At 62.1% G+C, this 16,009-nt stretch carries 14 protein-coding genes; 9 read left to right on the top strand and 5 right to left on the bottom strand.

Annotated elements, in window-relative coordinates; genetic code table 11:
• Positions 1–3: 3 nt before the first annotated feature.
• From ADAD_RS0104105 to ADAD_RS0104065, 8 genes are all read left to right on the top strand, one after another.
• Positions 4–1,167, top strand: a complete 1,164-nt coding sequence (locus ADAD_RS0104105; RefSeq protein ID WP_010410020.1) for an efflux RND transporter periplasmic adaptor subunit — start codon at positions 4–6, stop codon at positions 1,165–1,167.
• 58 nt (positions 1,168–1,225) lie between these two features.
• Positions 1,226–4,489 carry an efflux RND transporter permease subunit gene (locus tag ADAD_RS0104100; protein ID WP_010410018.1) on the top strand — a complete coding sequence of 1,088 codons (3,264 nt, stop codon included), beginning with the start codon at positions 1,226–1,228 and terminating at the stop codon, positions 4,487–4,489.
• 25 nt (positions 4,490–4,514) lie between these two features.
• Positions 4,515–4,883, top strand: a complete 369-nt coding sequence (locus ADAD_RS0104095; protein ID WP_010410015.1) for an STAS/SEC14 domain-containing protein — start codon at positions 4,515–4,517, stop codon at positions 4,881–4,883.
• Positions 4,880–5,518 carry a cation diffusion facilitator family transporter gene (locus ADAD_RS0104090; RefSeq protein WP_010410012.1) on the top strand — a complete coding sequence of 213 codons (639 nt, stop codon included), beginning with the start codon at positions 4,880–4,882 and terminating at the stop codon, positions 5,516–5,518. Before ADAD_RS0104095 ends, ADAD_RS0104090 begins: the two co-directional genes overlap by 4 nt.
• A complete protein-coding gene (locus ADAD_RS0104085; RefSeq protein WP_010410010.1) occupies positions 5,515–6,459 on the top strand; it encodes a cation diffusion facilitator family transporter in 945 nt (314 codons plus the stop codon). Before ADAD_RS0104090 ends, ADAD_RS0104085 begins: the two co-directional genes overlap by 4 nt.
• Before the next feature lie 1,391 nt (positions 6,460–7,850).
• Positions 7,851–9,944 (top strand): catalase, encoded by a 2,094-nt coding sequence (locus ADAD_RS0104075; protein WP_010410004.1) that lies wholly within the window; start codon positions 7,851–7,853, stop codon positions 9,942–9,944.
• Positions 9,945–9,953: 9 nt separating this feature from the next.
• A complete protein-coding gene (locus ADAD_RS0104070) occupies positions 9,954–10,604 on the top strand; it encodes an SRPBCC family protein (RefSeq protein ID WP_010410000.1) in 651 nt (216 codons plus the stop codon).
• Positions 10,601–11,794 carry a zinc-dependent alcohol dehydrogenase gene (locus ADAD_RS0104065; RefSeq protein ID WP_010409998.1) on the top strand — a complete coding sequence of 398 codons (1,194 nt, stop codon included), beginning with the start codon at positions 10,601–10,603 and terminating at the stop codon, positions 11,792–11,794. Before ADAD_RS0104070 ends, ADAD_RS0104065 begins: the two co-directional genes overlap by 4 nt.
• On the opposite strand, the gene ADAD_RS15490 is transcribed toward ADAD_RS0104065, so the two are convergent.
• From ADAD_RS15490 to ADAD_RS0104050, 3 genes are read right to left on the bottom strand one after another with little or no spacing between them, the layout of a single operon-like run.
• Positions 11,791–12,375, bottom strand: a complete 585-nt coding sequence (locus ADAD_RS15490) for an SAM-dependent methyltransferase (protein WP_010409996.1) — start codon at positions 12,373–12,375, stop codon at positions 11,791–11,793. The two genes, ADAD_RS0104065 and ADAD_RS15490, sit on opposite strands and share 4 nt — an antisense overlap.
• Positions 12,368–13,090: a PIG-L deacetylase family protein gene (locus tag ADAD_RS16290; protein WP_010409994.1), complete on the bottom strand. Its 723-nt coding sequence runs from the start codon at positions 13,088–13,090 to the stop codon at positions 12,368–12,370. The genes ADAD_RS15490 and ADAD_RS16290 overlap by 8 nt, the downstream gene beginning before the upstream one ends.
• Positions 13,087–13,926: an acyl-CoA dehydrogenase gene (locus tag ADAD_RS0104050; protein WP_237700736.1), complete on the bottom strand. Its 840-nt coding sequence runs from the start codon at positions 13,924–13,926 to the stop codon at positions 13,087–13,089. Before ADAD_RS0104050 ends, ADAD_RS16290 begins: the two co-directional genes overlap by 4 nt.
• A gap of 108 nt (positions 13,927–14,034) precedes the next feature.
• Between ADAD_RS0104050 and ADAD_RS17180 the strand changes: the two genes are divergently transcribed.
• A complete protein-coding gene (locus ADAD_RS17180) occupies positions 14,035–14,229 on the top strand; it encodes a hypothetical protein (RefSeq protein WP_237700735.1) in 195 nt (64 codons plus the stop codon).
• A 94-nt stretch (positions 14,230–14,323) separates the two neighbouring features.
• On the opposite strand, the gene ADAD_RS0104040 is transcribed toward ADAD_RS17180, so the two are convergent.
• Entirely contained in the window at positions 14,324–15,454 is a 1,131-nt protein-coding gene (locus ADAD_RS0104040; protein WP_010409990.1) for a glycosyltransferase, read from the bottom strand.
• A 1-nt stretch (position 15,455) separates the two neighbouring features.
• Positions 15,456–15,953 carry a YciE/YciF ferroxidase family protein gene (locus ADAD_RS0104035; RefSeq protein ID WP_029139894.1) on the bottom strand — a complete coding sequence of 166 codons (498 nt, stop codon included), beginning with the start codon at positions 15,951–15,953 and terminating at the stop codon, positions 15,456–15,458.
• Positions 15,954–16,009 lie beyond the last annotated feature (56 nt).

Raw genomic sequence — 16,009 nt, 5'->3', positions numbered from 1 at the left:
TCAATGACACGCAGAAAGCTGGCGATCCTCGTCGGTATCGTGATCGCAATCGGCGCTATGGCGCTGATATTCGGGCCAACCTCCGAAGTCGACGACCATGCAGGTGAAGATGACCATGCGCAGGAAGAAGCTGCGACCGAGACACCTGAAGGGGTGATCACGCTTAGCGAAGAGCAGATTAGCGAGGCCGGGATACAGCTGGCCTCCGTCCGGTCTGGAGCCGCTGTCGAGCTTGTCTTTCCGGCGACTGTCGCGGCGAACCCCACTTCCACCGCCCGCATCGACGCCCGCGCTTCGGGTGTCGTCCGCTCGGTGGGCAAGACGCTGGGCGACTACGTTGCACGCGGCGAGACCGTAGCGCGCATCGAGAGCGCGGATGCCGCCGCGCTTGCCTCGCAACTCAGCACGGCACGGGCCCGGGTGACCGAGCTGTCCTCCGCCTACGAACGCGAACGGCGTTTGTTCGAGGAGAATGTCACGGCCCGCCAGGATCTGGAAGGCGCGCAGGCCAATCTCAGCGTAGCCCGCTCGGAATTGCAGCGGGCGCAGGCCGCGGTAGCGGCAGCTGGGGTCAGCGGCGACGGGCGTTCGCTGGCAGTCCCCTCTCCCCTGGCTGGCAGGATCACCGCGGCACCGATAGTGCTGGGTGCCTTCGTAAATGCCGGCGAGGAACTCTATCGCGTGGTCGATCCCAACGGGCTCCAGATCGAGGTGGCGCTGCCTTCCGCCGAAGCCTCTCGCATCCAACCTGGTGACGAGGCCGTGGTGGTCGTCGGCGATGGCCGCGAGATCGGAGCCCGGGTGCGTTCAGTCACGCCGTCGCTCGATCCGGAAAGCCGCAGTGCGACTGCGGTCCTGTCGTTATCACGTGGCGTTCCGGGGCTTCAGCCGGGTGCCTTCCTTCAGGCACGGATCAGGCCTTCGGGCGAAATCGACCGCGACCGCATTGCAGTGCCGGAAGACGCTATCCAGGTGGTCGAAGGACGCGACGTGGTTTTCGTCCGGACGAAGACCGGCTTCCAGGCTCGCGATGTTGAGCTCGGAACAAGATCCGCAGGTCAAGTGACGATCCTTTCCGGTCTTCAGGAGGGATGGCGGATCGCTGTCGCCAATGCCTTCCTGCTCAAGGCCGAACTCGGGAAGGAGGGCGCCGAACATGGTCACTGAGACAGGACCCGCGCCCGACGTGGGACGCCGCTCCGGTTCGGACAGCCATCGCCACGGTTTGATCGGGGCCATCCTCGACATCGCCGTGCGGTTCCGCTGGGCGGTCATCGTCCTCACCGTCTTCGCAGCGATCTACGGCGCCATGAACCTTTTGCGCCTTCCCATCGATGCGGTGCCGGACATCACCAACACGCAGGTGCAGATCAACACCAGCGCGTCTGCGCTCTCTCCCTCGCAGGTGGAGACGCAGGTGACCTTCCCCATCGAGACCGGGCTTGCCGGGATCGAAGGGCTGGAGATGACCCGCTCGATCTCGCGTAACGGCTTCAGCCAGGTCACCGCGATCTTCGAAGAAGGCACCGACATCTACTTTGCGCGCCAGCAGGTGAACGAACGGCTGGCCCCGATCGGTGCGTCGCTGCCGGAGGGAGCGGAGCCCACCATGGGACCGATCTCGACCGGCCTGGGCGAAGTGCTCATGTATACGATCGAATACGAGTATCCGGGAGGTCGCGATGCGCCCAAGGGTGGTCGAACCGGCTGGCAGGCGGACGGGAGCTTCATCACCGAACGCGGCGAGCGCCTCGGTACCGAAGTCGCCAAGGCAGCCTATCTTCGCACGGTGCAGGACTGGGTGGTGGCTCCGCTCATGCGCTCCATCGACGGGGTGGCGGGCGTGGACTCGATCGGTGGCTACGAGAAGCAGTTCCTCGTCCAGCCCGATCCTGCCCGTCTTACCGGCTACGGTCTGTCGTTCGACTCCCTGATCGATGCTCTGGAAGCGGCGAACCTCGCCGAAGGCGCAAACTTCGTCGATCGTGCAGGAGAGGCTCTGCTCGTCCGCGTCGATGCGCGGCTTGGGGGCACACAGGACATCGAACAGGCAGTGGTCGCGACCCGCGAGGGCGTTCCTATCCGGATCGGAGATGTCGCCTCGGTTCGCATCGGCGGCGACCTCAGAACCGGTGCTGCCTCGCTCAATGGCGAGGAGGCGGTCGTGGGCACGGTCCTTATGCGCAGCGGCGAGAACAGCCGCACCGTGGCTGCCGCCTCGGCCGAGCGACTGGAAGAAGTTCGCGCCTCGCTTCCTGCCGGAGTGGTCGCCGAGATCGTCTACAACCGCTCGTCGCTCGTCGATGCGACCATCGCGACGGTCGAGAAAAACCTCGTCGAGGGCGCGCTGCTGGTTATCGCAGTCCTGTTCCTGATGCTCGGCAATATCCGGGCAGCGATCATCGCCGCCCTGGTCATTCCGGTATCCATGCTGATGGCCGCCGTGGGAATGAACAGGCTTGGAGTCTCGGGCAATCTGATGAGCCTCGGGGCACTGGACTTCGGGCTAATCGTCGATGGCGCAGTCATCATCGTCGAGAACAGCGTCGCGCGGCTCGCTGCGAGGCAGCACCACGAAGGCAGACTGCTCAGCCTCGGCGAGCGGCTGACCGAGACGCGGCTGGCGGCACAGGAGATGATCAGGCCGACCGTCTACGGCCAGGCGATCATCCTCTTGGTCTATGCGCCGCTTCTCACCTTCACTGGTGTCGAGGGCAAGACGTTCTCGCCCATGGCCATCACGGTCATGCTGGCGCTCGCCTCCGCCTTCGTGCTGTCGCTGACCTTCGTGCCGGCGATGATCGCGGTGCTCCTCAATCGCAAGCTGACCGAGAAGGAGGTCAAGCCGGTCCGGATCGCGAAGGAACGCTATGGCCCGGCCCTGCGCCGTGCCATCGCACGCCCATGGCCGGTGATCGGGGCGGGTGCCGGGATGTTTGCCGTAGCAGCTTTGATGTTTGCCTTTCTCGGCAGCGAGTTCACGCCGCAGCTCGACGAGCGGGACATCGCGGTTCAGTCGCTGCGGATACCGTCGACCTCGCTCGAACGCTCGCTCGCCATGCAGAGACAGGTGGAGGACAAGCTCGAGGCTTTCCCACAAGTAGAACTAGTTTTCTCGCGCACCGGCACGGCCGAGGTCGCGAGCGATCCGATGCCGCCGAACGCGTCCGATGCCTACGTCATCCTGAAGCCGCGCGAAGAGTGGCCCGATCCCGACCTGTCGAAGGACGAACTCGTCGCCGAGATGGAGGAATCGCTCAGCGGTCTGGTCGGCAACCTCTACGAGTTCAGCCAACCCATCGAACTGCGCTTCAACGAGCTGATCGCGGGTGTTCGCGGCGACGTAGCGGTCAAGCTCTACGGAGACGACCTCACGGCGCTGACCCGGTCAGCCGGAGAAGTGGCCGGGGTGCTTCGCGGCGTCGAGGGTGCTGCCGACGTCAAGGTCCAGCAGGTCACCGGCTTCCCCACGCTCGACATCGCCTTCGATCGACCGACGATCGCCCGCTATGGTCTGACCGTGGAGGAGGTCGCGCAGTCCGTGGCCATCGCGCTGGGCGGCCGCCCCGCCGGGCTGGTGTTCGAGGGTGACCGCCGGTTCGATGTCGTCGTGCGGCTTGCCGATGCGACCCGGGACGATTTCGATCAGCTCGGCGCTCTGCCCATAGTCCTCGAAAGCGGGGTCACGGTCCCGCTTCGCACGCTGGCGGATTTCCAAGTGGTAGATGGTCTCGCCGAGGTTCGCCGGGAGCAGGGTCGCCGATTGGTGATCGTGTCGGCGAACGTGCGCGAACGCGATCTCGGGTCGTTCGTCGAGGAGGCCCGGGCAGGCGTCTCCGAAAGCGTCGAACTGCCGGCTGCCTCCTTCATCGAATGGGGCGGGCAATACCAGAACCTCCAGGCCGCGCAGGCAAGGCTCGCCCTCGTCGTTCCGGTCTGCTTCGCGCTGGTGTTGCTGCTCCTGTTCATGGCGCTGGGTGGCTGGGTTCCGGCATTCGCGGTGTTCAGCGCGATTCCGATGGCGCTGGCAGGCGGGGTCTTCGCGCTTGCCTTACGGGGGATGCCATTCTCGGTGTCCGCCGCAGTAGGCTTCATCGCCTTATCGGGCGTCGCGGTATTGAACGGCCTTGTGATGATGACCGCGATACGCCAGCGCCTCGATAACGGAATGCCTCTCGATGAGGCGATCTCCGATGGCGCATTGGCGAGGTTGCGACCGGTGCTGATGACAGCGTTGGTGGCCTCGCTCGGCTTCGTGCCTATGGCCCTTGCAACCGGCACTGGCGCGGAAGTGCAGCGTCCGTTGGCTACGGTGGTAATCGGCGGATTGATCACCGCGACCGCGCTCACGCTGTTCGTGCTGCCGGCTATTGCACGGCTCGTGCTCAATCGATCGGATGATGAGCGCAGCTGGCGAGAGAAATGGTGGGATCGCCTGCGCCGGAACGTGACCAGCGAGGAGCAGCGCGAGCTGACGGACATCGCATGATGTTCCGGGAACGGAGAATACGGAGTTGAAGATAGATGAAGAGAACGGGCTGCTGCACATACGCGCCAGCGGCCAACTCGAAAGCTCGGATTACGAGGCCTTCGTTCCTCGGTTCGAGCAGCTTGTCGGGCGAAAGCCCGGCAAGCTGCCGATGGTGATCGAACTTGCTTCCGATTTTGCAGGTTGGGATCTCGCCGGACTATGGCGCGATCTCAAGTTCGACGCGCGTCACCAGGACAGCTTCGGCAGGATCGCCATCGTCGGCGATGCTAAATGGGAGGAATGGGGCACCAGGCTCTCCGATCCTTTCATCCGCGCCGAAATGAAGTTCTTCGAGCGCTCCCAGCACCAGGTTGCCGAGAACTGGGCCCGATCCGGGGAGGACACGGCATGAGTGGCGACCATGATATCGATCTCGGTTCGGCCGGGAAGCGCCGGACGCTGTGGATCGTCCTCTGGCTGAACGTCGCGATCGCGATCGGGTTCTTCGTCGTCGGCTACTTCGCGGACTCGAACGCGCTCCTGGCGAACGGGCTCGACAACTCGTCCGACGCGTTAGTCTATGCGCTTAGCCTGCTCGCGCTGGTCCGCTCGCGCATCTGGCAGCGTGGTGCGGCGCGGTTCTCCGGGGTCATGCTCCTGGTATTCGGGGCAGGTGTCATTGCCGATGCCGTGCGTCGGTTCGTGGAAGGCTCGGAGCCAGGTGGATTCATGATGCTCGCGATGGCGGCAGTCGCAGCCGTGGTGAATCTGATCTGCCTGCGGATGCTCCAGCGGACGGAGGACAAGGATGTCAGCATGCGCGCAGCGACGACCTTCAGCTTCAATGATTTTATTGCCAATGGCGGGATCATCATCGCGGGCATCGTCGTGATGCTCACCGGCGCTAATTGGCCCGACCTGGTCGTAGGCGTCGCTGTGGCATGCATTGCCCTTTATGGCGGCATCCAGATCCTGCGCGATGCCCACATGGACATCCATGACGAGGAAGGGAGCGAGCATCGGAAGGGGGATCAGTTCCGGACATGAGCAATCATCACACACATGGTGGGCATGGTGGCCACAACCACGGCGAGGAGAACCTGAGCGATCGCCAGCTGATCTTCGCGGTCGCGATCAACGTCCTGCTCACGCTCGCCCAGATCGTCGGCGGGATAGTCTCGGGTTCGCTCGCTCTCATTGCCGACGCCCTTCACAACTTCAGTGACGCCGCGTCGCTCGGCCTCGCGTGGTTCGCCCGTAGGATCGGCAGGCGTCCCGCCGACAGACGGATGACGTTCGGTTATGCGCAGGGCGAGGTCGTCGCTGCGCTCATCAACCTGACAACGCTGCTCATCATCGGCTTCTATCTGCTCGTGGAAGCGATCAACCGCTTCGCCGATCCGCAACCCATCGAAGGATGGACGGTGATCGCCGTTGCGGGCGTGGCATTGGTGATCGATCTGGTGACCGCTTTCATTACCCACCGCGGCGCCAAGGACAGCATCAACATGAAGGCGGCGTTCCTGCACAATGTGTCGGATGCCATGGCCTCCGTCGGGGTGATCGTCGCCGGGATCCTGATCCTGCTATACGATCTCTACGTGGCCGATCTGGTCATCACCGTCATCATCGCCGCCTATGTGATCTGGCAGGGGCTATCGTTGATGCCGCGCACGGTCCGCCTGCTGATGGGTGCGGTGCCCGACGACGTCGAACTGCGAGAAATCATGGACGAACTCGAGGCGATCGACGGCGTCGAAAGCATCCATCACCTTCACGTCTGGAACCTGGGGGAGCACCGCCGTGCTCTCGAAGTGCATATCGTGCCATCCAGCCCGTCACTCGAACGGTTCGAAGACCTGAAGCGAACGGTGCGACAGCACGTCTCCTCTCGTTTCAACATCGAGCATGCAACGCTGGAAGCTTGCCTAGCAGCGGACTGCGACGAAGGGTTGATAGCCCAAGCCGGGCATTCTGGAAGGTTCTGAGGAAGGCGACGGGGCGCTCGAGTTTGTAGGGCGGGACGTTCCGCGTAAAAACGAAAAGCTGCCGGCGAGAGCTAGATACCAAGCGTTTGGCATCGCGCAATGCTAGGCACTCCGGTGTCCGCTATCTGCATTCATGAGCCGAAGAGCGGACAGACAGCTGTCGGCCCCATTTCCGCCGGTCGGCAATGCGCCCTAATCTCGGTCACTCCGGCCACATCGAATAATGCCCGAAACCGGTCGTTCGGTCAGGACCGTTCCGACAGCAGCTTTGCGCCCCGATTCCGGTCATGAGGATGGTCTCCACCTCTTCTCGAAAGCTGCCGTTCGTTACGAAAAATGTCGACAGAAGGTTATACTTTCATTTTGGTCATTCCGATGTTTCTGCTGCGGTCCTGACGCTTGCCGCCGATTCGTGTGAGTCCGGAATCGTGGGCCCGTCAGGACGCGAATGCCCTCGCCTGTTGGTCACACCGTAGAGCCGAGAGATAACGATCCGTGAAATGTTGATTCTTACGATCTGAATTGCCAACGCCAACAGGCTGGAAAACACGATACCCATTTGCCCGATCCCGAACTTTCTACCGATCGTGCCCGCCGGAAGGGCAAGCGCAGCGGCGACCAGCATCCCGGTCGCCGAGCCGGTAATTTACCAGTTATCAGGATCGAGCCGGTTAAGCGCTCCCACCGCGCCTGCGGCCAGCGAAAGCAGCACCGATACGCTCAAGCGCATGCTAACTTAGGTGATTGCCGGTCCTGCGAAGCGCGTAATGAGGATGGCGGCGACCCGAAGCGAGACGAATTCGGTGAACGGCGTGATCCACACCACCATCCCCGCCAAGCGCCACATAGCTCCAAATGCCGGTCATGGAGCCGACGCATTTCAGCTCAGAAAGAACTATCCCGTGCGGGCCACCTGCCAGGATATCGGAAGTCTGGTTTTCGGGTTCGTGGGCGGAGGCCGTAGCGCCAGCACACCCTGCGGCGCGTAGATAACGTCGAAACTCTCGATATCCTCCTGCGCGGCGAGAAAGCCCTCGATCCTCGTATTAGGGGGTGTCACCCAGCAAGAGGCACCCACTCGCTCCGCTCCCCCGGCGCATCGCTGCCACTTTACCAATCATCGCGATCGAATTCTGCGCGGCCGCGTAGGCACGCCAGTGACTCTGGCATGAGGGATTACGCAAAGGGTTTGCTGCGCCTGACCTCTGATCATGCAACCGGTGGCGCACGAAGTTACGCAGGATCAGAGGTTCGAGAACACCGTAACTGCGTCAGAGGGAACAATCGCTCCATTAACAATGGTTAATATTCTTAATTATTCTTTCTCATCAGCAACTGAATTTGGCTCTCATCGTTTGTCTTACGAACTGGAAGCCAATCGGAGAATGCGCATGTCGGACGACCTCAACCTGTCCAAGGGCGGTGCCCCCCATCAAAAACCCAAGGGTGAGGACGATATCCTGACCACCGCGCAGGGCGCGCCGGTTGCCGATAACCAGAACTGGCTCAGCGCCGGTCCGCGCGGTCCGCAACTTCTGGAAGATCATATCGGCCGCGAAAAGATCTTCCACTTCGATCACGAACGCATTCCCGAGCGCGTCGTCCACGCTCGCGGCTATGGCATTCACGGCACTTTCGAGCTGAAGAAGGCGATTCCCGAATACTCTCACGCCGCGATCTTCAATAATGTCGGTGAGAAGACCCCTACTTTCACGCGTTTCTCCACCGTGGCCGGCAACAAGGGCTCGCCCGATCTGGCCCGCGATGTCCGCGGCTTCGCGACGAAGTTCTATACCAAGGAAGGCAATTGGGATCTGGTCGGCAACAACATCCCGGTGTTCTTCATCCAGGATGCGATCAAGTTCCCCGATCTGATCCACGCCGCCAAGCCCGCGCCGGATCGCGGCTTTCCCCAGGCACAGACCGCACATGACAACTTCTGGGATTTCATCAGCCTGAGCCCGGAAAGCATGCACATGGTAATGTGGATCATGTCCGATCGCACCATTCCGCGCAGCTTCCGCTTCATGGAAGGCTTCGGGGTGCATACCTTCCGCATGATCAATGCAAAGGGTGAGGCAAAATTCGTCAAGTTCCACTGGAAGCCCAAGCAGGGTCTGCAATCGGTAGTCTGGAACGAGGCGCTGAAGATCAACGGTATGGACCCCGACTTCCATCGCCGCGACATGTGGGATTCGATTGAGGTAGGCGACTTCCCGCAGTGGGATCTGGGCATCCAGGTGTTCGACGAGGAATTCGCCGATAGTTTCGAATTCGACGTACTCGACGCGACCAAGATCATTCCCGAGGAACAGGTTCCGGTTGAAATCATCGGCACGCTCACGCTCGATGCCAATGTCGACAATTTCTTCGCCGAAACAGAGCAGGTTGCCTTCTGCACGCAGAACATCGTGCCCGGGATGGACTTCAGTGAGGATCCGCTGCTCCAGGGCCGCAATTTCTCTTATCTCGACACGCAGCTGAAACGGCTGGGCGGCCCGAACTTCACGCATATCCCTATCAACGCACCCAAGTGCCCGGTCCACAATTTCCAGCAGGATGGCCACATGGCTATTACCAACCCCAAGGGGCGGGTGAATTACGAACCCAACAGCTGGTCCGGCGATATGGACGACAATCGCGAACCGCGTGGCCCCCGCGCCAGTGCCGAGCATGGCTTCACCAGCTACGAAGCGCCGGTTACCGGGCCTAAGGTTCGGGTCCGCAGCGAGACCTTTGCCGATCACTACAGCCAGGCGCGCCAGTTCTACATCTCGCAGACCGCGATCGAGCAGAACCATATGGGCAATGCTCTGGTGTTCGAGCTTTCCAAGGTCGAGCGGATGGACATCCGCAAGCGGATGGTGAGCCATCTGCGCCATATCGACGATGGCCTTGCCAAGTTGGTTGCCGACGGCATCGGTCTGACCGAACTGCCCGAAAAGATCACCGCCGCGCGCAAGCCGATCGACGATCTGCCCGAAAGCCCGGCGCTGTCCATCCTCAAGAACGGCCCGGACAATTTCAAGGGCCGCAAGCTGGGCATCTTTATCGCCGAAGGCGGCGATGCCGCAGTGGTGAAAGCGTTGAAGGACGCGGCCAAGGGCGCGGGCGCAATGGTCGAGATCATCGCCCCGCACGTGGCGGGTGCGAAGCTCTCCGACGGAGAGATGATGGCAGCCGACCAGAAGATCGATGGCGGCCCCTCGGTGGTTTACGACGCTGTGGCGCTGGTGATGGGCGAGAAGGCTGCCGAGAATTTCGGCAAGGACAAGCCCAGCATCGACTTCGTCAATGACGCCTTCGCCCACGCCAAGTTTATTGCCTACGTCCCCGAGACAATGGCGCTGCTCGAAGGCGCTGGTGTGGCAAAGCGGATGGACGACGGCTTCGTCGAACTGGCCAAGCCCGATGCCGCCAAGGATTTCATCGGTCGCTGCGCAAAGCTGCGCTTTTGGGATCGCGAAGAAGTAAAGAAGGATTGAGGACAGACCATGACCAATGACAAGCAACTCGGCCTGGCTGGCACCGTTGCCGGCCTCGGCCTCGCGATCGGGGGGCTGGCCTTCGGCGCCTTCCTGTCGCAACGGCGCAAGGGCGGCGATGACGATGCCCCCTTCTACACCCGCAAAAGCACCGATAGCGACAATGCGGTGCTCGGGCGGACGGTGACAATCCGCAAGCCGCGCGCCGAGCTCTATGCATTCTGGCGCGATTTCGGCAATCTTCCAAAGTTCATGGAGAACGTCGAGACAATCCGGAATGAGGGCGACCACCGCGTCTGGGTGATCAAGGCTCCCGCCGGACAGACAGTCGAGATCAAGACTGAGGTCTGCGAGGATGTCGAAGGGAAACGCATCGCCTGGCGTTCGGTCGAAGGCTCGGACATCGAGACGAGCGGCAGCGTTGAATTTGCTGACGCACCGGGCGATCGCGGCACCCGCGTTTCGCTGGTGATGTCCTACGATCCGCCCGCCGGAAACCTCGGCCGTGCCATTGCCAAGCTGTTCCAGCGCGAGCCGGAAGTGCAGGCGCGCCACGATCTCAAGCGCTTCAAGGGGCTGATGGAAACCGGCGAGATCGCTACCTCCGCCCACCGCAAGGAAAATACCCGCGCTGCCAAGCAGCAGGAGAAGGAAACATGAGAGCCCTTACCTGGCACGGGACGCACGACGTCCGGGTCGACACCGTCGACGATCCCGAAATCATCAATTCGCGGGATGCGATCATCGAGGTTACCTCCACCGCGATCTGCGGCAGCGACCTCCACCTATACGACGGGGTTATCCCCGGCGTCCTTCCCGGCGACGTGCTGGGCCATGAATTCATGGGCCGCGTGGTCGAAACCGGCAGCGACAGCACGCTCGAGAAGGGCCAGCGCGTCGTGGTGCCTTTCACCATCAGTTGCGGCGGCTGCTTCCATTGCCAGATCCAGCAGTTCTCGGCCTGCGAGAATTCCAATCCGGCAGAAAAGCAGGATATGTCAGCCAAGCTCTACGGCCATTCCATGGCGGCACTGTTCGGATACTCACATATGACCGGCGGCTATTCGGGCGGTCAGGCGGAATATGTCCGCGTCCCCTATTCCGATGTCGGCCCGATCGTGATCCCCGACCATCTTGATGATGACAAGGTGCTGTTTCTATCCGACATCCTGCCCACCGGCTGGATGGCAGCAGAAAATGCCGAGATCCAGCCCGACGATACCGTCGCGGTCTGGGGCTGTGGCCCGGTCGGCCTGTTCGCAATCCAGTCCGCGATCGTGATGGGCGCAAGCAAGGTGATCGCCATCGATCATTATCCCAACCGCCTCGCGCTGGCCAAACAGCTTGGCGCCGAGGTCATCGATTTCCGCAAGACGAACGTCCGCGAAGCGCTGATGGAAATGTCAGGCGGGATTGGTGTCGACGCGGTGATCGATGCCGTCGGGATGGAAAGCCACGGTTTCGCGATCGACAATATCGTTGATGTCGTGAAGCAGAAGGTCGGCATGGGTGCCGATCGCGCCAGTGCGCTAAAGCAGGCGATCCTTGCGGTCCGGCCCGGTGGCCGCGTTTCCATACCCGGCGTCTATGGCGGGATCACCGACAAATTCCCGCTGGGTGCGCTGATGGAGAAAGGTCTCCAGATCCGCAGCGGCCAGACCCATGTTCAGCGCTACACCAAGGATCTGCTTGAAAAGATCGAAGACGGCACGCTCGACACCACCTTCCTGATCTCGCATCGCCTCCCGCTCGAGGATGCAGCCTGCGGCTACGAATGTTTCCGCACCGAGCAAGACAGCTGGACCAAGGTGGTGCTCAAGCCGGGTATGGACATGCCTGCGGCGAACTAGTCGCCGGGCGTCCGCTCGAGCAGATCGAGCCGGTAGAACTCCTCGCGCCGCGCTTTGGCCACTTGCCAGGGCGCGGCGTCGAGAAACAGTTTGACCGCTGTGTCACCATCGACCGGTAAATCGTTTTGGCCGATCCAGTTGACCAGCAGACACAGCCCGTTCCCGGTCACGCTTTCATGGGCAAGCTGCGAGACCTGGAGAATTTCCCCGGCGCTGAGAAAATAGAGAACTTCGGACAGGATCACCGCGTCGAACTGCCCCTTCGGCCAATAGTCGGGCGCTTCGGCAGCAATGAATTCGACACTGTTGAACCGATGTAGCCTCCTGGCCGCCAGCTCGATCGCCTTTGTCGAGACATCCAGCGCCACTATCGAACTGGCAAGTTCCGCCAGGCGTTCGGTCAGCGCCCCTCCCGCGCAGCCCACTTCCAGCATCCGTGCAAAGCGCCGTTTGCCCAGTGCGGCGAGCACAGCCTTCCGCTTACCGCGTTCATAGTCGCTGGTGTCGATGTCCCAGGGGTCGGGATTTTCGGCAAACAACTGGTCGAAGCGTGCCCGCCGCTCGCTGGGTGCCTCAGTCACGGTGGAAAATCTCCGGATGCGTGGCGAAATGCTCCAGCAGCGGGGCAGGCATCAAAAAGGCCTCCGGGTCGTCGATGACGTCCGTGAATTGCGAGCGATAGGCCGAAAGCGCAAGCCGCTTGCGCTCCGCCAGCGGAGGCGCTTCAAACAGGCGAAGCTCGGTTTCGGGCAGCCGTCGCTCGCCAAAGCGGCCCCAGATCGGCGCGCTCCACAACGTTGCCCGGTAATGCTCCGCCAGATCGCGCGCGATCGCATGGGCGGTGATGTGATCGCAATGCGGATCGATGTACGAGGTGGTCCAGATCGCCTGCGGATCGATGATATCTGCAAAGGCAAGTAGCGCCTCCTGGCCCGCGTCTGAGAGATTGCCATGGCGACTTTGCCCGTCGGGCAGTCCAAGCGCCCGAATTGCGACCGGACGTCGCGGGGCGAGGCTCGATAGCGCTTCCTCCAGCTCGGCTCGGCGCATTGCGACCAGTTTGGCGCGATCATAGAAGGGGTGCGAACTTTCGCCATTGGTCACCAGCACCACTCCGATCGTTCGCCCCGCATCTGCCGCTGCGGCCAGAGCCTGACCGCAACCCAGCGTCTCGTCGTCGGGATGCGGCATCACCAGCAGCAGCCCGCCGGGCGGCGACAGCTCGTCCAGTTCGATTGCGGCCCCGCCTTCCGCAGCGCGAAGCACGCTGCCTTGCGCGATTACAGGAACGCTCATAGATCTTCTGCCCGTAACCCGCACCCGGCCAGAGCCTGCGCGGCACGCTGGCGCTTGGCATCAGGCTGCGCCTGGCACAGGAACAGCCCCAGATCACGGCGGATCCGCTCGATCGCGGTGCCCTCCTCGTGCGCTGCCATCCCCAGCCCGCGCTCGACCAGCGCCAGCACTGTGCGGCAATTGTCCTCGGTCACCTGCCGCGCCAGTAGCGAGAGGGTGGCGGTGCCGGGCTTCGCATCGCGCGCCTCTACCGCTTTTGCTGCTCGCCACAGCCACAGCCGCATGGTTTCGAGCGCGATAGCGCCAGTTGCGATACGGTCGAGCTGGTGCGGATCCTCGATCCTGCCGCGCTCCAGCAAGGCTTCGCGGAAATGCGCGAACAGTGCCTCGGCACCGCCGCAATGTGCAGCGCAATAGCGCCAGATCCCGCCCTCGAAATGCGGCTCGCGGGAATAATCCCCCAGTTCGCCAAGCACGGCATCGTCTGCAAGCTCGACCCCGGTGAAATCGTAACGCCCGGATCGCGTGGCGCGCATTCCCGAGACGTTCCAGCTGGAAGGATCGCAACGCGAAGGATCGTTCGCCGGGGCAAGCGCCAGCAAGGCGCCCTGCTCACCGTTGATCGCCACCACTGCCTGGCGAACGAGGCCGAGCCCCGATGCGAAGCGCTTGGCGCCACCCAGCACAATGCCTGCAGGTTGGTTCAAGAGTGTCAGCGGGCTGTCTGGATCGTCCGCACCCCATACGCCGAGCAACTCGCCTGCGTGGACGCTGCGCGCGAGGCGTTGCTGCGCATCCTCCCGGCCATAAAGCACCACCAGCTTCACTGCGTTCATATGGCCTTCGAACAAACGCGCGACCGAGAGATTAGCCCGTCCCAAGTCACGCAAGGCTGCGAATGCCCCAGCCACGCCCTGCGGCGCGCAACCCCAGCCCTGCCCCCTGTGCGTAAAGGGAAGGCAGGAGACAAGCCAGCCAGCATCGTGGAGCGCCGCGATATCATGGGAGAGATCACCATCCATCCCGTCACTGGCCGCCGCGCGGGCGGCAATGGCAGCGAGCACTTCATCACGGGGATCAGGCCCGGGCGCTGTCATGCAGCGGGCCGGTATGGACGCATCCATGCAAACGCGCTTTGACATCGGGGCGACTGCTCTTCGGCAGCAGACTGAAGGTGCGCGGTTCGCAATGAGAATATTGCTCGATTGATGCCGGGTTTTGCCAAACGGTCAGTCACGCTCTGACACCCGCTGCGTGAAGCTCGCTCGTTGTGTCATCCAGCGTCTCCCTTCGAGCATCGGACAGGTTGACCATGACTTGGGACATGCGCATCCGGCGATGCTGCAACGCAGGATCGCGCGCTATTGCGTCCTGGAACTGCGCGTATCTCCCCGTGCCGAACTGCAAACCATTCCAGACATCCGCAAGGCGTTGCAGCAGGGCGAGCGGCACCAGCTGCTCATCGCAGTAAGGATCGTCGTGCGTGGCCCGGTCGCGCAATGCATCGCCCATCCCGCCAGCAGCGCGCGCAAAAAGTCGTCCCGATGTATTGGCCGTCACGTCGCTCGCTACCTTGATGGACCAGTCACGGCGACGGGCGAGACTGGCCAGCGCCTTGTCCTCGGCAACAGGTGGTATCGGCATACCGCCGATCGCACGGTAGCGCGCAGTCGGCAGCGCCAGGCTGGCACCCATCGCAGCGATCTGGAAACTCGGCGCATTCCCGCCGGTCCGACGCTGCCACAGCTGTTCGAGCTCTTCCGAGTAAGCTGCTTCAACCTCCCCGCAATGCCGGACGGAGTGGGGCAGGCCGGAATATTCTTGCGGGTCGATCGAAACGCTTCCGCACACCAGATCGGCACCATCGCGAATATGCCGAAGGTTCGCCGCCGCCCAATTCGGAGCGACAAGGGTGTCGGCATCGGTTGTGAGTAGCGCGCCACCCGGAACGAGTAGTGCCCCGATATCAAGCGCGATACGCCGTGCGTGAGGTGCGTCGGCGACGGTTGGCCGCAGCGAAACTTTGACGAGCAGATAGTTGCATCCCGAAATCTCGAGCATGCTGGAGGCGACCTGCCAGGAACGGTCTGCGCTGTTGTTGATCAGCAGGACAATTGTCCCAGCCGTGCCGCTGCGCTCAACCGTATCGATGAGTGAGGCCAGAGAGGCGGGCAGGATATGCTCCTCGTTCCGGGCGGGAACGCAGATAGCGAAATCCGCTTCTGCGGGGAGTGACGAGGCAACCGTCCCGACAGAAATCTGGTTCTTGAACGGCAACCCGGCAACCGCTTCATCGATGATCGACGAGGTGCGAATGCGTTGGCTGCCGACCCGCTTGGTCAAGGGGCCGGCACCCATCGTCATGTCAGCCCTTGGCTTGGAGATTGACCGATCGTTCCGCCAGATCGGTCATGTTCTCGTCCGCGCCGTAGATATCGGCCGTAATCGCGTCGAGCTTGGCAGCGTGGTCATCCTTGCCGAGTGCTTTGGCAAACGCCTTGGCAGTTCCGAAGCCGCAAATACCGTAATGGCACATGCGCTGATACTGCGCCACGATGACGACGTCGCGCACGTCATCATCGTCGATATCCGCTTCGATGACATGCTTCTTCGCCTCCTTGACGAGGCCTTCCATGCCCTTGCAATGCTCTTTCTCGCTCTCGCCGCAATCCTTCAGCAAATCCTTCAAGGTTGCGGTATGGTCCTTAATACCTTCGGCGGCCTTGCTGAGGCGTTCCTTGAGCTTGGCATCACTAGCCTTGTCAGCCAGTTGGCTGACCATTTTCGACATTTGATCATTTGCAGACCAGTTGTCGGCTAATTCTTCCTTGTAGCAATCTTCGAGGTTTTTCGGGGCAGACACAGTACGTCTCCTTTTTGCTGGCCAATGACAGCTCACGGTAGCTTGTGGTTAGATAA

Origin of the sequence: Citromicrobium sp. JLT1363 (assembly GCF_000186705.1) — a bacterium.
In the GTDB taxonomy this organism is placed as follows: Bacteria; Pseudomonadota; Alphaproteobacteria; order Sphingomonadales; family Sphingomonadaceae; genus Alteriqipengyuania.
This window is presented reverse-complemented; position numbering and strand designations above follow the sequence as displayed.